Annotated in this window: 14 protein-coding genes; 4 read left to right on the plus strand and 10 right to left on the minus strand. The window is 72.4% G+C overall.

What is annotated here, in order from left to right; translation table 11 throughout:
* Window positions 1-167: 167 nt before the first annotated feature.
* Both TsocGM_RS21730 and TsocGM_RS21735 read right to left on the minus strand, forming a co-directional pair.
* Window positions 168-791: a hypothetical protein gene (locus TsocGM_RS21730; RefSeq protein WP_126727567.1), complete on the minus strand. Its 624-nt coding sequence runs from the start codon at window positions 789-791 to the stop codon at window positions 168-170.
* Window positions 781-1,515 carry an RNA polymerase sigma factor gene (locus tag TsocGM_RS21735; RefSeq protein WP_126727568.1) on the minus strand — a complete coding sequence of 245 codons (735 nt, stop codon included), beginning with the start codon at window positions 1,513-1,515 and terminating at the stop codon, window positions 781-783. The genes TsocGM_RS21730 and TsocGM_RS21735 overlap by 11 nt, the downstream gene beginning before the upstream one ends.
* A gap of 29 nt (window positions 1,516-1,544) precedes the next feature.
* Here TsocGM_RS21735 and TsocGM_RS21740 point away from each other — a divergent pair, with 29 nt between their 5' ends.
* Window positions 1,545-2,519, plus strand: coding sequence for a GNAT family N-acetyltransferase (locus TsocGM_RS21740; protein ID WP_126727569.1), 975 nt, complete (start codon window positions 1,545-1,547; stop codon window positions 2,517-2,519).
* 23 nt (window positions 2,520-2,542) lie between these two features.
* Here the strand turns inward: TsocGM_RS21740 and phoU are convergent, their stop codons facing one another.
* The 3 genes from phoU to guaB all read right to left on the minus strand — a co-directional run bounded on the left by phoU (window position 2,543) and on the right by guaB (window position 7,172).
* Window positions 2,543-3,274, minus strand: coding sequence for a phosphate signaling complex protein PhoU (gene phoU / locus TsocGM_RS21745; RefSeq protein ID WP_126727570.1), 732 nt, complete (start codon window positions 3,272-3,274; stop codon window positions 2,543-2,545).
* A 475-nt stretch (window positions 3,275-3,749) separates the two neighbouring features.
* Complete coding sequence (locus tag TsocGM_RS21750; RefSeq protein WP_126727571.1) at window positions 3,750-5,450, minus strand: hypothetical protein; 1,701 nt, start codon at window positions 5,448-5,450, stop codon at window positions 3,750-3,752.
* A 207-nt stretch (window positions 5,451-5,657) separates the two neighbouring features.
* Window positions 5,658-7,172, minus strand: coding sequence for an IMP dehydrogenase (gene guaB / locus TsocGM_RS21755; RefSeq protein WP_126727572.1), 1,515 nt, complete (start codon window positions 7,170-7,172; stop codon window positions 5,658-5,660).
* A gap of 649 nt (window positions 7,173-7,821) precedes the next feature.
* Between guaB and gyrA the strand changes: the two genes are divergently transcribed.
* Window positions 7,822-10,536, plus strand: coding sequence for a DNA gyrase subunit A (gyrA, locus tag TsocGM_RS21760; protein ID WP_233579095.1), 2,715 nt, complete (start codon window positions 7,822-7,824; stop codon window positions 10,534-10,536).
* A gap of 398 nt (window positions 10,537-10,934) precedes the next feature.
* Here gyrA and dnaA read toward each other — a convergent pair whose 3' ends face one another.
* The 3 genes from dnaA to TsocGM_RS21775 form a co-directional block, all read right to left on the minus strand.
* Window positions 10,935-12,377, minus strand: a complete 1,443-nt coding sequence (dnaA, locus tag TsocGM_RS21765) for a chromosomal replication initiator protein DnaA (RefSeq protein ID WP_126727573.1) — start codon at window positions 12,375-12,377, stop codon at window positions 10,935-10,937.
* A gap of 272 nt (window positions 12,378-12,649) precedes the next feature.
* Window positions 12,650-12,886 (minus strand): hypothetical protein, encoded by a 237-nt coding sequence (locus tag TsocGM_RS21770; RefSeq protein ID WP_126727574.1) that lies wholly within the window; start codon window positions 12,884-12,886, stop codon window positions 12,650-12,652.
* A gap of 232 nt (window positions 12,887-13,118) precedes the next feature.
* Window positions 13,119-13,364 (minus strand): FmdB family zinc ribbon protein, encoded by a 246-nt coding sequence (locus tag TsocGM_RS21775; protein ID WP_126727575.1) that lies wholly within the window; start codon window positions 13,362-13,364, stop codon window positions 13,119-13,121.
* A gap of 202 nt (window positions 13,365-13,566) precedes the next feature.
* On the opposite strand from TsocGM_RS21775, the gene TsocGM_RS21780 reads away from it, so the two are divergent.
* On the plus strand, window positions 13,567-14,250 hold the full coding sequence (locus TsocGM_RS21780) for an NAD(P)H-hydrate epimerase (RefSeq protein WP_126727576.1): 684 nt from the start codon (window positions 13,567-13,569) through the stop codon (window positions 14,248-14,250).
* A gap of 20 nt (window positions 14,251-14,270) precedes the next feature.
* Here TsocGM_RS21780 and TsocGM_RS21785 read toward each other — a convergent pair whose 3' ends face one another.
* Window positions 14,271-16,079, minus strand: coding sequence for a right-handed parallel beta-helix repeat-containing protein (locus tag TsocGM_RS21785; protein ID WP_126727577.1), 1,809 nt, complete (start codon window positions 16,077-16,079; stop codon window positions 14,271-14,273).
* A gap of 495 nt (window positions 16,080-16,574) precedes the next feature.
* Here TsocGM_RS21785 and TsocGM_RS21790 point away from each other — a divergent pair, with 495 nt between their 5' ends.
* Window positions 16,575-17,636, plus strand: a complete 1,062-nt coding sequence (locus tag TsocGM_RS21790) for a hypothetical protein (RefSeq protein ID WP_126727578.1) — start codon at window positions 16,575-16,577, stop codon at window positions 17,634-17,636.
* A gap of 355 nt (window positions 17,637-17,991) precedes the next feature.
* Here TsocGM_RS21790 and TsocGM_RS21795 read toward each other — a convergent pair.
* On the minus strand, window positions 17,992-19,119 hold a 1,128-nt coding region (locus tag TsocGM_RS21795; RefSeq protein WP_126727579.1), incomplete at its 5' end, for a YcjF family protein.

Genomic DNA, 19,119 nt, shown 5'->3' on the forward strand with positions numbered 1-19,119 from the left:
CCTGGGCGGGGGCGGCTCGACCCGACCCGAGCCGATCCGACCTGATCTGACGATGCGCCGGGCGGTCCCTCCCCGGCGCGTCGTTGTGAGGGTCGGAGGGCGGGGGGCTCCTCGTCCGCCCGCTGGCCCGTTCCCGAGACGGCGTCCGGCGATGGATCGCGCCCGGGCTACTGGGTCAGCTCGACCGGGGGCGGATCGTCGTGCCCGATGGGGACGGCGGGAGGGGAGGGTGGCAAGGGGATCGGGTCGGGGTGCGCGGCGGCGTGGGATTCCCGGTAAGGAGAGGTTGGCCGGGGCCGGGAGCGGCGGCGCTCGAACTGGGCGGGGTCCTCGGGCTTGAGCAGCCGGGGGCGGTCGTCGGTGAGCAGCGGGGAGAGGGGCAGCGGGACGTACTCGTCGACGATGTCCTTGATCCGGCGGTCGTGCCGGGCCCCCAGGCCGATCAGCGAGGCGGCCACCAGCAGGCCGGCGGCGAGGCCGGCGAGCGACCAGGCCCAGGCGCGCTCTCGGGGGCGCTCGAAGCCCCAGGCGGTGCGGACTCTCGGGCGTCGCGCCTGGCGGAGCCTCCGGGCGAGGTCGGGCCAGAGCGGCGGGGAGTCCGCGGGGACCGGGTCCTCGGCCGAGGCGGCGGCCAGCGCGTGCTGAGCGGCGCGGAGGGCCTCCAGGCGTCGTCGGCAGTCGGCGCAGCGGACCAGGTGGGGCTCGACCACCCAGCGGTCCAGGCCGAGGCTCTCGCCCCCGGCCAGCAGGGGGAGGCGGGCCCGGACCCATGCGCAGGTCTTAATGGGCATGGCGGGCCTCCGGGACGATGGGCGTCGGGGTCGAAGTCGAAGGCGAAGGCGAACACATTGGATCGGTCCCTCCCTGGTCCTGCTGCTGCATCCGGCGCTCCCAGAGCCGGCGGAACTGCTCCCGGGCCTTGGCCAGCCGCCAGCGGACGGTGGCCTCTCGGCGGCGGACGATGGCGGCGACCTCGGCGGAGGAGAAGCCTTCCAGGTCCCGGAGGACGAGGATGGTGCGGTAGGCGACGGGGAGTTGCTCCAGGACGTGCCGGACTTCCTGGGCCAGCTCCTCGCGGGGCCGGGGGTCGGGGTCGGCGACCTCCATCGGGCAGGGGCCGGTCCCGTCGTCGTCTCGCCTCGGGTCGATGGGCAGGGGGGCCGGGGGGATGGCGTCCCGGCGCCGGAGCTGGTCGACCCCGAGGTTGACGGCGACCCGGAAGAGCCAGGGGCCGAAGCGTCGGCTCGTGTCGAAGCGATCCAGGCGATTGTAGACGCGCCAGAAGGTTTCCTGGGAGAGATCCCGGGCGAGTTCGTGGTCGTGGACCAGCCGGGTGAGCACGCGGAGCAGCTTCCGCTCGTAGCGGGCGACCAGGGCGGCGAAGGCGTCCTCGTCCCCCTCTCGGGCGCGCTCGACGAGCCGGGCGTCGCCGGCGTCCTCGGCCGGGGGGGAGGGGACGGCGGCCCCGAGCAGGTCATCGGAAAAATGGTTCGTCTGATCGCGTGGCGGTCGCATATGATTTAGATACGGAGGGACGCCGCGACATGTTGGAGGATTCGATCGCCCGACTCGACGACTCGGCTCGGACGGCGGACGCCCCCCGGGGGGTGGTGATCGGCCCGTGCCCGCCGTCGGACCGGGAAGAGGCGCTGGAGCTGCTCTACCGCAGGCTGCCCTCCTCGGTGCGGCCGAGGACGATCGCCGAGCTGTTTCGGCAGGCCGACGCCGGGGCGTTGGATCTCTCGGGGCTGTGGATCGCCCGGCGTCGGGGGAGGCTCGTCGGCGCGATGCTGACGCAGGCGCTGGCTGGCCGGGCGGCGGCGATCTGGCCGCCGGAGGTCGACCGGGGCTGGCGGGCCGACGACCTGGCCCCGGCGCTGGTCCGGGAGGCGCTGCTCTGGTACCAGCACCGGGGCTGCCGGCTGGCCCAGGCGCTGGTCGATCGCTCCTCGGGACGTCGGGCCGGGGCCGAGCTGGCCCGGGGGGGCTTGCCTTACGTCACGGATCTGGTTTACCTCGGCCGGCCGGTCGCCGAGCCGCTGCGGCCGGCCCTTGGGGCCCCGGCGCTGCGCTGGGAGGGATTGGGCGACGAGAACCGGGACGACTTCGCCCGGACGCTGGAGCGGAGCTACGACGGCAGCCTCGACATGCCGGAGCTCTCCGGCCTGCGGGGCCTGGAGGACGTGCTGGAAGGGCACCGCGCCAAGGGAGGGTTCGACCCGGAGCGCTGGCGGCTCGGCCGGCTGGCGGAGGGGGGGGAGGCGGTGGCGGTGGTCCTGCTCTCTCGGGGGGAGGGGAGGACGTGGGAGGTGTCTTACCTTGGCCTGGTCCCCTCGGCCCGGGGGAGAGGGCTGGGCAAGGCCGCCCTGGGGCACGCGCTGGACTGGGTCGGGGAGGAGGGGGATCGCCTGGAGCTGGCGGTCGACGTGCGCAACGCCCCGGCCGAGGCGCTGTACCGCAACGCCGGCTTCCGGCCGTTCGACCGCCGGGGGGTTCACCTGACCGTGCTCGGCCGCTGATCTGGGGAGGAGTCCTTGCGGGATCAGGCCGACTCGGGGATTTGCTTGGTGTCGGGGCGTCGGACGAGCGTGCCCTCGCGGAGGTAGACGACCGTCTCGGCGATGTTGGTGGCGTGGTCGGCGACGCGCTCGAGGTTGCGGGCGGCGTTGATCAGGTGCAGCCAGGTGGTGACCTTGTTCGGCTCGCGTCGGATGGCGGCCTTGAGGTCCTTGAGGATCAGGCCGCGGCGGTAGTCGACCTGGCGGTCGCTGCGGATGACGTTGCGGGCGAGGTCGGCGTCGGCTCGGGAGAGGGCGTCGAGGGCGTCTCGGACCTGGCCCAGCGCCTCGACGGCCAGGTACTCCATCTGGGGGGGGAGGGCGACGGCGTCGGGCCGTCGGGCGAGCTTCCGGGCGCGGCGGGCGATGTGGTTGGCCAGGTCCCCCATGCGCTCCAACTCATTGCTGATCTTCATGGCGGAGGTCACCCGGCGCAGGTCCGAGGCGACCGGCTGGTGCAGGGCGAGGATCCGCAGGCATTCATGCTCGATGAGCACCTGCCAGCGGTCGATCGTCGGCTCCTCGGCCCGGACCTCCTCGGCCAGCTCGATCTTGCCGGCGCAGAGGGCCTGGACACTGGCTCGCAGCGATTCCTCGACCACCGCCGAGAGCTTCAGCACCTCTCCCCAGAGCACTTCCAGATCGCGGACCAGGTGGCGATTCAGGCAGGACCGCTCACCATCGTTTCCGAGCTCGGCCCCCAGATCAGTCATCATCGGTGCGACTCGTCAGCGTTTGCGTCGGACCCGATCCGGCCTCGGGTCGGTCATCGGGATGGGGTTCGGGTCGCCCTCAACGTTCCAATCTACGGCATCCGGAATGCATGGGGCAACACGGATCGCGAGCGAGGACGGGAAACTCGCCGATTCGTCATCACGTCTTGATCGAACCGTCATCTTGGCTCGATCCCACCGGCCTCGGGCCTCGCTCGGGTGTCCGGGTGGTTTCGAGGGGCAAGCGCCCTGGCGGCTCAATGGTGCGGGAGGGGAAATCCAGAGCGGTGTTCGAGCCGGACGCCAGGAGTGGCGAACGACCAGGATGGCGTGCGGGGCCTCCCGATTCAAGCCGGATTCCGCGACGGAGGCCGGATTTCTTCGATGAGGGAGCTCGGGGCCGGGGGGGGAGGGGTCGGGAAGACCCCGGCCCCCCCGGGTCGAGGACGGTCGTCGCGTCCTCCGAGGGCGTTCGGAATCAGTACTTCTTGCCCTGGAGCGGGGGGCCGATGCCGGTGGTCGGCACGTAGAACAGGTCGGGAGGCACGAGGTCTCCCGGCCGGTAGTAACCGAGGTCGTACTCGGCCTCTCCCGGCGGGTCGACGATCACCTTGTAGGGCCAGGTGGCGATCTCGGCGGCGAACAGGGCGGCCGAGAAGAGCGGCTGGGCGATCTGGTTGCGCTGCCGGCTCTGGGTCGGGTCGTCGAGGGGGTAGGACAGGAAGCGGCCGATCGGCCCGAGCTTCTGCTCGACGCTCTGGCCGTAGCGTTCCAGCACCGGGTCTTGGAAGTACAGCGGGGCGTGGCAGGTGGCGGCCGCGGCCCAGTACTTCCGGCTCGGCTGGAACCGGCGATCGGGCAGGGGGACGAAGTCTTCGGGGACGGGGATCGACTGGATGGGCCGGATCTCGGTCGGGCTGGGGGGGCGGGGGAGCTGGATCGAGGAGCTGCTCATGTCCTCCCGGTCGTAGCCGTAGCCGATCGGGTCTCCCAGCGGCGCGGGCATCAGCCCCTGCTGCTCGGCCTCTTCCTGGCGACGGACGATCATCATGACCTCCTCGCGCTGCTCGGGGGAGAGCAGGTCGCGGTAGGAGGGCTGGTCGCCGACGGTGGCCATCGCGGCCCTGGCCGAGGAGAACGGGGCCGGCTCCGGGGTCGGGCTCGGGATCGGGCTCGGGGATCGAGCCGCGTCCGGGGACTGCTGCGGGGGACGGGAGCCGAGGTGCCCCAGGCCCATCAGCTCCTCGGCCGAGGGAGGCAGGGCGGGCAGCTCATCCGGGGGAAGCGGGGAGGAGCCTCCCTGGGGGAGGTTGGCGGCCCTGGAGCCGATCGAGGCGGTCGGCCAAGGGTCGTCGCCGCGGTCGGAGGAGGGCAGCGGGGGCAGGGTGATCTCGGGGCCGGTCGGGGAGGGGGCGGGGGAGGACGCCGCCTCGGGCTGGGCCGGCTCCGGGAGAGCCGGGGCCTCCGAGTCGAGGGGGGGGATGGGGGTCGGCTCGGCCTCGGAGGGCGGAGGGGGAGGAGGCAGGTCGATCTCCTGGGGCTCGGCCGGGACGGCCGAGGGCATGACGGAGGGGTCGACGGCGATCGGCTCGGGGGGGACGGGGGCTTCCCTCGGGATCGGGGGGATTGCCTCGGCGGAGGTGAGCACGACGCCGTCGGGGGAGCCGACCGGGGAGGGGGCCGGCATCCGATCGTCCGGCGCGGCGGTGGGCTCGGCCAGGGCGATCGCGCCGGGGAGGGCGGCGGTCGACCGGGCGGGGAGGCTCCGGGAGGCGAGTTCCCCGCGAGCGGAGGAGGAGGAGGGGGGCTCGGGGGAGCGCATGCCCAGGCGGGCGGCCTCGATCGCCTGGCGGAGCTGCTCTTGCTCCTGGGGGTTCAACTCGCCGATCCGGGACTCGGCCTCTCGGAAGAGGGCCAGGGCCCGCTGGTACTCGCCGTACGTCAGGTAGTCCTGCCCGTTGCGGAGCAGGTGCCGGGGGGCTCGGGCCGCGGCCATCGGGTCGATCGCGCCGATCGCCCGGGGGGGCTCGGGGGCCATGGGGGCCGTCGGGGCCGTCCGGGCGGGAGCCGGGAGGGCTCCCGGCACCTGGCCGAGGGCCCGGCCGGGGATCGCGAACGCCGCCGAGGCGGCCGTCAGCAGGGCCGTGCTCAGGGTCACAGCCGGATAGAGACGACGCACACCTAGCCTCCTTGCTTGCCCTGTTCGGGGCCGATGCCGGGCCGCGAGGGGTCCCGGCGCCGGTGGCCTCGATCGCTCCAATTCAGACGGCCAATCGCCCGACCTTCCCTGGCCCGGGCCCGATTCCGCCTCGGATTCCCGCCCTCTCCTCTGGACCGGTTTGCTGCCTGCCGCCTTCGGATCTCTGCCCCAGGCCCCTCGCCCCCGTCAGGCGGTACTCCGGCCCAGTTCGTTCTCGAAGGCGGGGCTGGTGTAGTTGGGCGCCTCCTGGGTGATGACGACGTCGTGGGGGTGCCCCTCGGACACCGAGGCGCCGGTGACCTGGATGAAGCGGCTGTTGGTCCGGAGATCCTCGATCGTTCGGGTGCCGCAGTAGCCCATGCCGGCCTTCAGGCCGCCGACGAGCTGGTAGACGAAGTCGGCCAGCGGCCCCTTGTAGGGGACTCGGCCCTCGACCCCCTCGGGCACGAACTTCTGGGAGGCCGAGGGCTTGCTTTCGCCCGGAGCGGGCTTGGGCACGTCCTGGCGGTAGCGGTCGGCCGAGCCCTTGGCCATGGCTCCGATCGAGCCCATGCCGCGATACCGCTTGAAGCTGCGGCCCCGGTAGATGATCGTCTCACCGGGGCTTTCGGCCAGGCCGGCGAAGAGGCCGCCGATCATCACGCAGTGGGCGCCGGCGGCGATCGCCTTGGTGATGTCGCCCGAGTAGCGGATGCCGCCGTCGGCGATGATCGGCACCCGGCCGGCGCTGGCCCGGGCCGCGTTGTGGATGGCCGTGACCTGGGGGACGCCGACCCCGGTGACGACCCGGGTCGTGCAGATCGACCCCGGCCCGATGCCCACCTTCACGGCGTCGGCCCCGGCGTCGATCAGGGCCCGGGTCCCCTCGGCGGTGGCGACGTTGCCGGCGACGACCTCGATGGCGAAGTCGCGCTTGACCCGGCGCACCGTCTCGATCACGTTCTTGCTGTGCCCGTGGGCCGAGTCGACCACGATCAGGTCCACGTCGGCCTCGATCAGGGAGGCCACCCGCTCGTAGTCGTGGACCCCGACCGCCGCGCCGACCCGAAGCCGCCCCCGGCCGTCCTTGCAGGCGCTGGGGTACTTGTGCAGCTTGTCGATGTCCTTGATCGTGATCAGGCCCTTGAGGGTGTCGTTCTCGTCGACCAGCAGGAGCTTCTCGACCTTGTTCCGGGTCAGGATCCGGTCGGCCTCGTCGAGGCTGGTGTTCTCCGGGGCCGTGACGAGGTTGGTCTTGGTCATGACCTCCTCGACGGGCAGGTCGTCCCGTTCCAGGAAGCGGAGGTCGCGTCGGGTGAGGATGCCGCGCAGCTTGCGCCCCTCGACCGTGATGGGCACGCCGGAGATGTTGTGGTCGGTCATCACCTCGCGCGCCTGGGCGACGGTGGCCGTCGGCGGCAGGGTGACGGGGTCGACGATGATGCCGTTCTCGGAACGCTTGACCTTGTCGACCTCGATCGTCTGGTCCTCGATCGACAGGTTCTTGTGAATGATCCCCAGGCCGCCCTCCTGGGCCAGCGCGATGGCCAGCTCCGCCTCGGTGACGGTGTCCATCGGTGCCGAGAGGATGGGGATGTTCAGGGAGATCGAGGCCGTCAGATGGGTCCTCGTCTCGACCTCCCGGGGGAGCAGTTCCGAATACGCCGGCTCGAGCAGGACGTCGTCGAACGTGATCCCTTGATAGGCGATGCGGTCTTGCATGGGGGGAAAAGCCTCCGTCCCTGCTCCCCGAACGAGCCGGTCGAGTGGGTGGGTGTCTCGGTGCCTTTCCCATCATATTAGAGCGGCCCGGCCGGAGGCCGGCAACGCCAACCGAACCGCGCACGTCAACTCGACCGCCGTCCTCGTTCCCAGGAGATCGGCCGTTGCGCGCCGGGAATCCAGCCCCAATCGGAAAAACCCGGCGCAGCGGCCCGGGCCGGCTCGGCGTCGGGCCTGGCCCCAGGGGCCGGCGGACCCGCTTCGAATCGGGGCCGAGCCAGGTCCGAGGGCGGGGGCGTTCTCGGCGGGAGCGGGCCGCCGGGCCCGGGTCCCTCCCCTGCCCTTGGAGGGGGCGAGGCCCGCCCTCCGGAGGCCCCTGCCGGGCATCGGAGACGGCCTGTCTCCCGAGGGGAGGCGAGGGGGGTACGCCCTCCCCTCCGCGACGCCCTGCCGCAGCCGCGCCGACGGGCGGGCGGCCGTCTCGCCGAAGCCGGGGCGACGCTGGCAGTTAGGACGGGCCGCCACGACACATCGGCGTTGTCGTCCCGGGCGATTTCGAGTACAATAACGCTTGACTTTTGTGCACGTCACCCGCAGGGCCGAGGCGGGCCCCGGGTCACTCGAGCCGGGCCGAAGGATCGAATCAACCGTGAGCACCGCGACGCCGACCGAGGGCCACCTGCCGACTCCTCCCCTGAACATTGAGGACGAGCTCAAGGAGAGCTATCTCAACTACGCGATGTCGGTCATCGTCAGCCGGGCCTTGCCCGACGTGCGCGACGGGTTGAAGCCCTCGCAGCGCCGGATCCTGGTGGCGATGCGCGACCTCGGCCTCTCCCCCGGCGGCGGCACGAGCAAGTGCGCTGGCATCGTCGGCGAGACGATGAAGCGGTATCACCCGCACGGCGACAACTCGATCTACCCGACGCTCGCCCGCATGGCCCAGTGGTGGAACATGCGGCACCTGCTGATCACCGGGCAGGGGAACTTCGGCTCGATCCACGGGCTGCCCCCGGCGGCGATGCGGTACACCGAGGCGAAGCTCAGCCCGGTGGCCGCCGAGATGCTCGAGGACATCAACCTCGACACGGTCGACTTCCAGCCGAACTACGACGAGAAGTACTCCGAGCCCCGGGTCCTGCCCGGCAAGTTCCCGAACCTGCTGGTCAACGGTTCGGGGGGCATCGCTGTCGGCATGGCGACGAGCATCCCGCCGCACAACCTGGGGGAGGTCTGCGATGCCCTGGTGGCGCTGATCGACGACCCGGACATTGATCTGCACGGGTTGATGGAGCACCTCCACGGCCCCGACTTCCCGACCGGCGGCACGGTTTGCGGCAAGTTCGGCATCATGGAGGCCTACCGCACCGGCCGGGGGCGGATCACCCTGCGGGCGAAGTACGAGATCGAGGAGCTGAAGGACGGCCGCTCGCACATCGTCTTCACCGAGATCCCGTACCAGCTCACCAAGGAGACGCTGCTCAAGAAGCTGGCGGACCTTGTCAATGGCGGGCGGATCACCGGCATCTCGGCGGTGGATGACCATAGCGACCGCAAGCAGCCGGTCCGCGTGGTGGTGACGGTCAAGCGGGGAGAGGATCCGAACGTGATCCTCAACCAGCTCTTCCAGTATTCCCCGCTGCAGGACACGTTCAGCGTCATCATGCTGGCGCTGGTCGACGGGCGGCCGAGGACGCTGGCGCTCAAGGAGATCCTCCGGCTGTACCTCGACCACCGCGTCGTGGTCATCCGCCGCCGGACGCAGTACCAGCTTCGCCAGGCGAGGCAGCGGGCGCACGTCGTCGAGGGGCTGCTGATCGCCCTGCACTACATCGACGAGGTGATCCGAGTCATCCGCTCCTCGGCCAACCCCACCGAGGCCCGGGCCCGCCTGATGGGCCTGGAGGTGTCCGACCAGATTCTCCGACGCGCCCTAGACTCTCCCGACGCCAAGGCCACCGGCCCCCTCACCCGCAATCAGGCCGACGCCATCCTGGCGATGCGGCTCCAGCAGCTCACCGGGCTGGAGGCCGACAAGCTGGCCGACGAGTACAAGAAGCTCCGCGAGGACATCGCCCGGTACGAGGCGATCCTGGCCGACGAGCGACTGATCTACGACCTGATCCGGGCCGACCTCCGCGAGCTGAAGCAGAAGTACTCCGACGCGCGCCGGACGGAAATCTCCAGCGAGGAACTGGGCGACTTCGACAAGGAAGCGCTCATCCGAGAAGAGTACATGGTGGTCACGATCACCAACGCCGGCTACATCAAGCGCCTGCCGCCGAGCACCTACCGGGCCCAGGGGCGCGGCGGCCGGGGAATCGCGGCCACGAGCACGCGCGAGGGAGACTTCCTCGAGCACATGTTCGTCGCGCTGACGCACGACTACATCCTGTTCTTCTCCGACCGCGGCAAGGTCTACTGGCTGAAGGTCTACGACATCCCCGAAGCCGGCCGCACCGCCGCCGGGAGGGCGATCGTCAACCTCTTGCAACTGGAAGAGGGGGAACGCATCACCGGCTTTTTGCCGGTTCGGCAGTTCGTCGAGGACGAATACCTGATGATGTGCACCCGGCGCGGCACGGTGAAGAAGACCGAGCTGACCGCCTTCAAGCGGCCGCTGGGCCGCGGCATCATCGCCCTGGGACTGGACGAGGGGGACGAGCTGATCGCCGTCGGCCGCGTGAAGGCGGGCGATCACGTGCTCATCTCCACCCGTCAGGGCATGGCGATCCGCTTCGACGAGTCCGACGCCCGCGCCATGGGCCGCACCGCCCACGGCGTCCGAGGTATCAACCTGGAGGAGGGGGATGAGGTCGTCGGCATGATCGTCGCCGCCGGCCAGGACGACCCGGCCAGCCTGCTGACCGTCTGCGAGCGCGGCTACGGCAAGCGCACCGCGCTGACCGAGTACCGCTCGCAGAACCGAGGCGGGAAGGGCCTCATCGACATCAAGACGACCGACCGCAACGGCCCCGTGGTCGCCATCGCCAAGGTGACCGAGGACGACGAGGTCATGCTCACGACCGTTGGCGGCAACATCATCCGCACCCGGGTCGGCGACGTGAGCCTGATCGGCCGGAATACCCAGGGCGTCCGCCTGATCCGCCTCGACGACGACGACTCGGTCAGCTCGCTCGCCAAGCTCCCCGAGGAGGAACTTTCCTCCGCCAACGGCGTCGCCGACGCCGTCGCCGACGCCCTCGCCGAGGCCGGCGTCTCCGAGTCCTCCCCCGACTCCGTCGCGATCGCCCCGCCCCCCCCTTCTCCGGCCGACCACATCCTCAACGACGGTGTCGGCCCCGCCGAGGCCAGCGACCACGTCGACGACCTCGACGCCGACGGCGAGCCGGATCGGGAGTGAGGCCTGCCTGCCGTTCGGAGTGTCGCTGCTGGGGGCTTTAGTCCCGGCTGGGGAGGCGGGAGGCGACGCGCTTCCCATCTTCCCGGCCGGGCCCCGGCTGATCGGCGGTCTCCGGGTGATGCGGCAATCGTCCGAGAGGGCAGAGGGCGGAGCGGAGGGCAGAGGGCGGAGCGGAGGGCAGAGGGCGGAGCGGAGAGCGGAGGGCGGAGGGCGGAGGGCGGAGCGGAGGGCGGAGCGGAGAGCGGAGGGCGGAGGGCGGAGGGCGGAGCGGAGAGCGGAGGGCGGAGGGCGGAGCGGAGGGCGGAGCAGAGGGCGGAGCGGAGCGGAGGGCGGAGGGCGGGCGACGCGCGATCGATCGGACGCTTGCCATGAGCCTGCGGAGAGCGGTCAGCTGCCGTTCACGTTCCCAGCGACCGCTCGACCGCCGCGAGCACGTCGGCCATGGTTTCGAAGCCGGCGAGGAGGCTCTGGCGGGCCTCGTCCTCCAGCCAGGAGCGGACCTTCTTCTCGGCGGAGATGACGGTGGAGTGGTTCCGGCCGCCGAAGTACCGGCCGATCTCGCTGTAGGCGGCGCCGGTGTGCTTCCGGGCCAGGAACATGGCGAGCATCCGGGGGTGGGTGACGGCCCGGGAGCGGGAGTCGGACTTGAGGGCGTCGGGGGCGAGGTCGAAGGTCGAGCAGACGGCGCGCTCGATGTCCTTCAGGGCGACGGCCTGGGCGGTGTGTCGGATCGTATCGCGCAGCGAGGCTCGGGCGAGGGCCAGGTCGAGCCGCTTGCCGGTGAGGGAGGCGTGGGCGAGGACGCTGTTGAGCGCTCCCTCCAGCTCCCGGACGCTGGCGCGGAGGTGCTCGGCGATGTACTCGGCCACGGCGTCGGGCAGGGTGACGCCCCGGGCGGCGGCCTTGGCCTTGAGAATGGCGCGGCGGGTGGCCGGATCGGGGGCCTCCAGCTTCACGACCATGCCGCCGAGCAGCCGGGTGGCCAGCTCGTCGGTCAGCCGGGGGATCAGCCTCGGGTGCTGGTCGCTGGCGAGCACGACGGCCGAGCCGGAGGAGACGAGGGCGTCGAAGGTGTGTTGGAACTCGTCCTGGGTGGCGCGCTTGGCGGCCAGGAAGTGCACATCATCGATGATGAGCACGTCGGCGGTCCGGTAGCGCGAGCGGAAGGCGTTGAGCGAGGCCGACCGCATCGCCTCCAGGAAGCCGTTGGTGAACGCCTCGGCCGTCTGGTGCACGACCCGGGCGCCGGGGTGCGTCCGGGAGATCCGCTCGGCGATCCCCTCCAGCAGGTGGGTCTTCCCCAGGCCGATGCCGCCGTGGACGACCAGCGGGTTGAAGCCCGAGCCGAGCGCGTCGGCCATCTCGGCGCAGGCCGCCAGGGCGAGGCGGGAGCCGGGGCCGGGGACGAACTCGTCGAGCCGACGCAGCGGCCGACCGCGGCGGGCCCTCGGGCGGTCGACTGGCGGCGCGGGCCGATCGGCCGGAGTCGAGGGGGAGGACGGGATGGGGAGTGCCGGGCTCCGGCGGCGGTCGTCGGGCGGGGGGCCTTCGCTCGGCGCGGGGGCCACCTCGCCGACGCCCGGCTCCAGCTCGTCGGCGATCTCGAAGTCGACCCGGAGCCGACGGCCGGCGACCGAGCTGCCCGCGGCCTCCAGGTCCGAGACGTACTTGCCCCGGATCCAGTCTCGGAAGAACCGGTTCGGCACGCCGACGGTCAGCGCGTCGCCATCGACCCCCAGCCGGACGCCGTCCCCGAACCAGAGCCCGAAGCGCGACTCGCCGACCCGCTCGGCCACCGCCGCCCGCAAGGCCGGCTCCAGCTCGAAGCGCCGATCCGCCATGATCGACTTCCCCCCGTCCCGATCCCGATTCGCCAGCGGCTCACCCCTCCCGACGGGCCGGAACGCTCCGCCCGGTCGGGGCGGTCGTCGGGACCGGGGCGCTCGGCCCCGGGGCGAGGAGATCCGACCAGGGGGTTATGCGCCCGGATCTGGGGCAAGTCAATCGATCGGGGGGGCGGTTGGCGCCACCTGGCGCGGATGGGAAGTTTCGCCCCGGCGCCGGCTTGCGCCGAGCCCCTCGGCCGTCGGCCTCCCGGCCCGTCGGGGACGAGTCAGGGCGCGTCGATGGCCGCCGCCTGGCTCTCGGGCCGTTCGTCCCCGAGCCCGGCGGTCATGAGGGCCTTCGAGGGCGATCCGTCCTGGTAGCGGACGACTCTGGCAGAGTTGAAGGGGGAATCGGACGCCGCCCCGTTCGAGGGGGCGATCTGGCTGACATAGATGCCGATGGCCGAGGCGATCAGGGCCAGGTGCAGTCTTGCGTCGGCGAGCCAGCCGAGCCAGTTCGACATGACCTCCCTCCCGAGCAACTCCCGGAGCGGCGGGCGGGCGGCGCTCCCGTCCGGGGCGCTCCGTCGTCGTCGCCGGAGGCCCGATGCGCGGCTGGGCGCTCGCCCGTCGCATCGCTCGCCGCTCCCTTCGGGAACCTAGGGCGCGAACGGCGATCGGGCGACCACTTGCCGACCTGGCCCGAGCGTTCGGCCGGTTGGGAGGGCGAGAGCTGAGAAGAAGTGGGGGACGGGTTTAGTTGTCCATCGCGCAGAAGCCGCCGCCACAGCCCATCGCGCCGCAGCCGCCGGAAGCGGGGGAGTCGCAGACGGGCAGCGACGGGCCGGGGGAGGAGCCGGCACGGGCGGCGGCGGGGACGCTGAACTGCTTGGTCAACGCCTGGGCGCCGCAGGAGGGGCAGGTGGGGCGGTCCGAGGAGCCCCGGACCAGGGCCTCGAAGTCCCGGCCGCAGGAGTCGCAGCGGTACTCGTAGAGGGGCATCGTCGTCGGGCCTCGCAGTCGTGTCGGAAGTTGGTTCGGGGGCCGAGCGGACCGGAGCGGCGGTCGTCGGATCGGCGATGTCGGGGGTATTATAGGGCTCGCCGATGCCGGCTCGTCAACGCGGGCGACGGTCAGGCGGCGCGTCCGATCGGGGAGGATCGGGCCGCCGAGCGACGACTCCCCGGACGAAGGAGACGACCCCGTGGCACCGTTACCGCTTCGCCCCCTGTCCCGGGCCGAGGTCCGCGGCATCGACGCGAGGGCCGCCGGGGAGCTGGGCCTGCCGACGCTGGTGTTGATGGAGAACGCCGGCCGGGGGGCCGCCGATCGGCTCGTCGAGCGCGCCGGCCCCGAGCCCCGCCGCGTGCTGGTCCTCTGCGGGCCGGGCAACAACGGCGGCGACGGCGGCGTGGCCGCCCGCCACCTCGACGCCCGGGGCTGGCCGGTCCGGGTGCGGTGGACGGTCGCCGCCGATCGGCTCCGGGGGGATGCGCTGGCGCAGTTTGGGATCCTGGAGCGGGCCGGGTTCGACCAGCGATCGGTCGCCGACCCGGCCGAGCTGGCCCCGGATCTGTCCTGGGCCGATTGGGTCGTCGACGGCCTGCTCGGCACCGGGTTGACGCGGGAGGTCGAGGGGCCGCTCCGGGGGGTGATCGAGGCCGTCAACGCCTCCGGCCGTCCCGTCCTGGCGCTCGACTTGCCCTCGGGCCTCGACTGCGATGCCGGCCGCCCGCTGGGAGCCGCCGTGCGGGCAGCGGTGACGGTCAGCTTCGTCTCCCGCAAGCTTGGCTTCGACGCCCCGGGGGCGTCGGCCTTCACCGGGGAGGTGGTCGTTGAGGGCATCGGCGTCCCCTCCCGGCTGCTGGAGCCGTTCCGGGAGGGGTGAGGCGAGGAGGCCGGCCGGGGTCAGGGGGACGGGCGGGCCGCCCAGGCCAGGAGGCGTTGGGTCGCGGGAGAGGGGGGGAGATCGCCTCGGGAGGCGCGTTCCCGGAGGGCGTCGCGCAGGGTCCGGGCCGGCGAACGGGGTCGGCTTGGTCGCGGCAGGGCTTGCCGGGAGACCGGAGCCGAGGGGGCCGGCTCCGCGGCCGGGTCGGCCGCGATCACCGAGGAGGAGGAGGCGGGGGGCGGGTCGCCGAGCGCCGACGGCGGGGGACTGGTGTTGGTTAGGGAGAAGCCGGCGATGCGGTCGCCGCCGGAGACGGCCGCGACGGTGTAGGAGCCGGGCACGTCGCCGGCCACGGCCTGGACGCTGGCCAGGCCCCGGGAATCGATCACGACCGGGTTGCCGGAGACGATCGCCGAGGAGCCGGCCGCCGGGGGGGAGAAAATGACGACCCCGCCGGCCGCGGGCACGTCGTCCCGGGGGGAGACGGAGACGACCAGCGGCTCGGGGAACGGCGACCCGGACGGGGCGGACTGGCCGCTGCCGGAGACGACCGTCAGGTCGACCCCCCGCGACTCGAAGGCGCCGATGTCGGTGGCGTCCCGAGGCCGGTCGACGCCCCGGGGATCCTTCGGGAACGACTCGGAGTAGACCCCCGCGTCGATCGCCGGGCTGCCGGGGAGCAGGGCGTGGAGGAGGATCGAGTTGCCGTAATCGGCCAGGGGGGCGAGCAGCGGGTCGACGCCGACCCGGTCGCTGGGCTGGGTCGGGATGTCGGGAGGCGTTCCGAAGAGGTTGTTGCCGAGGGACTCGAAGGGGCCGGTCTGCACGTCGAGGTCGCCTCCCGGGTTGCCGGCCACGATGCTCGACTGGATCGTCGGGGTTTCGATCCGCACCGGCACGACGGTCGCGGGGACGCCCCGGCTCAGGTTGCTGAAGATCCCTCCCCCGATGCGGTTGGCGCGGTTCTCGGCGATCGTGCTGTTGCGGATCGTCAGGGTTTGGGCGTTGAAGATCCCCCCTCCCCGACCGGCCGGCACCTGGCCCCCGGCGATGATGAACCCCTCGGCGACGTTGTTGCTGACGGTGCAGGTCCGCAGGGTGAGGTTGTTGATGTTGTAGATGCCGCCCCCTTCGCGGTTGGCCCGGTTGCCGACGATGCTGCTGGTCTGGAGCGTGACGTGGCCGGCGTTGTAGAGGCCCCCTCCCCGGCCGACCCCGCTGGGGCCGAAGCCGAGCGTCGCGTCTGCCTCGACCACGTTGCCCGAGATGGTCGCCTGGTTGCTCCCGAAGACATGCTCGTTGTAGATGCCCCCGCCCTGGAATCGGGCCGTGTTGCCCGAGACGGTGCAGAGGTTCATCACCAGGCTTCCCTGGTTGAAGATGCCCCCCCCCAGGTCGGCCCGGCCCCCCGAGATGACCAGCCACTCCAGCTTGACCACCGCGTCCTCGGCGATCGTCAGGATGCGGAACTCCGGCGTCTCGGGGGACGGATCCCGGCTGATCGTCACCGGGTTCCCGGAGGGTCCGGTGATGTCCAGCTCCCCCCGGAGCGCGGGGAGCGGCGCGGTGAGGACGATCGCGTCGCCGGCCGAGGGGGCGAACTCGATCGTGTCCTTCTCCCGGGAGCGGTTGGCCTGCTCGATGGCGTCTCGCAGGGAGCCCTCGCCGCTGTCGGCGGGGGAGGTGACGGTGAAGGTCGCCAGCAGCTGGCGAGGTTCCAGCGCCTCCGGCCTCGGGACGATCGCCCGGGCCCGGACGAGGGCCCTCCCGCCCGAGGCTCCCCGATCGCCGGGGGCCGCGCCGATCCGCTTCCACCAGGACGATCTCATCCCGTCCCCCCGCTCCCGAGCCAAGTTCCGATCGCCACGCCGGCCGCCCTGTCCCATTGCGCCCGGCCACCGGGTCCGGACGCGCGAGCCGAGGTCCACCTGGAATGATCGGATCGGCTGGGCGGGTTCGATCAGCTTTTCGGGCCGGAGCGTGGTTGCCGATCTCCCGGAAGTGCCCGGCCCCGATCAACGGGACGAGGGATGACCGGAGGCCAGGGAGTCCGTGCCGCAAGGTCGTTCTCGATCCCGCCCGGAGGATGGCCCGCGGAGGCAGGAGCCCGAACGGCCCGAGGCTCCATTGTCGTCGAGGAGGAGGGCGTCGTAGACTGGGCCCCGGTTGTGATCCCGGATCGCACGCAGGGATGAGGATTCGAGGATCGGGGGGCTCGGGGCCGATCCGGCCCCGCGCTCCCCGCCCCGAAGGTCCCGTCATCCCGGGATTCCGGGATGACTCGGGGATCGATGGAATCGCTCCTGGGATGGGGGGCCGCGCTCATGATTCGCCTCGGATGGCTTGGGATCCTGGCCGCGGCGCTGGCGCCGGGCGTGGCGTCGGCGCAGTTCGGTGGCGGGGGAGGCGGGGGATCTCCGCTGGGGAGGGCGGGGAAGGCGTTCACGGTGGAAGTGGAGGTCGCCGGCGGGAAGAAGGTGGTCGGGCCGATGGCGATCGCCCCGGTCGAGGTGCGGTGCGACTTCGGCCGCTACGCGATCCGGCCGGAGAAGATCCGGACGATCCGGCTGGAGGCCGATCCCGCCCAGGCCCCGCCGCGAGACGGCTCCGGCGGCGTCCTGATTCCCGGGGCGGTGGTGGCGACCTCGGGCGAGGAGGTGGCGGGCGTGGTCACGGTGCCGCAGGGGTGGGCGATCGAGACGGACCTGGGCACCCTGACGCTCGACCCGACCAAGGTGACGTCGATCACTCTCGTGCCCGAGCCGATCTCGGCGGCTCGGCCGGCCGCTCCCCGACCAGAGGAGACGCCGGCGGGAGCGGGAGCGGGAGCGGGGGTGGGAGCCGATCGGGCGGCGGTGATGCAAATTGGCCGCGCCTTCTGGGCGATCTCGGCGGCGGGGGACCGGGTGGCGGTGCGGCACCCGGAGTCGGGCGAAACAAGGGCGATCGACCTGCCGGCCTCGGCGGAGAAGCCGCTGAAGGTGGTGCCGGTCTCCGGCGTCAACCTGGCCGCGTTGCAGGTGGAGGGGGCCGAGGTGGGCCGGATCGCCGTCTTCGACTTCCGGCGGGGAGGCCGCTGGCACGCGATGGATCTGCGTGAGCCGGTGGCGGGCATCGCCGCCCCGATCGTCAACACCTCGGTTGTCGCCTACGACCTTGGCCGGTTCATCTACGCCTTCGGCGCCGAGGCGGGCCGGTGGGGCGTGCTGGAGCTTCCCGAGGGGGCGGAGGCGGTCGCCCCGGTGGTGGGGGCCGACTCGGTCGTCGTCCGGCTGCCGGATCGGATCCACACCTTCTCGTCCTCCCGGGGAGAGTGGACGAGCACCGGCCCCGCCGAGTTGCTCGGCCCCGCCGTGGGCGCCGGGGGCGTCGGGACGCCGCGGTGATCCGGGGGCCGGCCGCTGCCTCGGCGCTGGTCTCGGGTCGAACTCCGGCTCGATCGCTCGGCTCGGACGATTTCGACGGGGAGGCCGGGGTTGTGTCGGCCCCGGCGGATGGCCGGGGTTTGGCTGCCTCGGATTCCGGCTGCGGAACCCGAGCGGTCGGGGCCCCGGTACGGACGGGTGGAAGACACGCGGGGACACCCATCCGAGGGGAGAGCCGCCGAACCGACGGGTGCGGAGGATCTCATCCCTTCCCGAGGGGGCCATCGGGGTGAGCGGGCATCGCGCGCTCGCCGGATGGCAGCGCCCGGCGTCGTCGAAGAAAGAAGGAATGGTCGATGGCCCGGGTCGTCGGGGATCAGGGGCGGATCGGCCGCAAGGAGCGGAGGGCGAAGCGGCCGAAGCGGCGGAGCAGCAGGCCGTTGACCGTGCCCTGGGTGACGCCGGAGGAGACTCGGGAGAGGGCCGACCGGGCGATCTGGGCGCCGATGAGGTCGTGCAGCTGCTCGAAGGCCTGGTCGGCGGCGGCGTCGGCGAAGTCCTCCAGGCGGCCGGCGACGAAGGTGTTGGCGAAGACGTGGAGGGTGATCTTCAGGGTCGACCAGGAGTCGGCCCGCAAGTGGTAGAGGCGGCAGAGGGCGCCGATGAGGTGGTAGGCGTTGGCGGCGACGATCAGGCCGTCGAGGAAGCCGGTGGGGACGACCGCCGTTTTCCAGCCGACCGAGACAGCGTGCCGGGTGATGATCGCGCCGGCCAGCTCGTCGAGCGGGGCGAGGATCCGGTTTTCGAACTCGTGGACCCAGTCGGCGTCGGTGGCGTGGTCGTGGGAGAGGAGCCGATCGCGCTGGGCGAGCAGGCGGTCGACGCGCTCCCGGGCGGCGTCGCGGTTGCCGCCGAGGGTCGCCGCCAGGAAGCGTCGGTGGCGGGCGTCGGTCGGGTAGCGTTCGAGGAACTCGCGGAGCCGGCGCTTGGCCAGCGCGACGTTGCGCCGGGCCTGGAGCTGCACCGATCGCCGGGAGGACAGGCTGTCGGCCCGGTCCAGCCGCAGGCCCGGCGAGACGGGCAGCACCAGGTACCGCCACACCAGCCCGACGGCCGAGATGGCGAAGAGCAGGCCGAGCGCCGCCGCCAGGACGTAGCCGATCTCCCTCAGGATCGGCGGCCAGCCGGCCAGCGTGTCCAGGAAGAGGGCCGCCTGCGAGGCGACGAACAGCAGCAGGACGGCCGTCGCCATCAGCACCAGCAGCACGCCGGCGCCCCGGTCTCGGCGGTCGCGGTCGGCCTCGTCCTCCTGCTCGCTGTCGACCGGGTCGTCCGGGCCGTCGGCGAACGCTCGGATGGGGCCGAGCAGCGCCTCGTCCAGGGACGGGGTGGGGATGCCGGAGTCGACGGGGCGGGATCGCCGCTGGGTCGAGGCGGGACCGTCGCGGTCGTCTTCGGGAGCGTGGTCCGTCGCCTGGGTTGTCGCGGCGTGGGCCGGGGCGGG

It is taken from the genome of Tautonia sociabilis (assembly GCF_003977685.1).
Taxonomy (GTDB): Bacteria; Planctomycetota; Planctomycetia; order Isosphaerales; family Isosphaeraceae; genus Tautonia; species Tautonia sociabilis.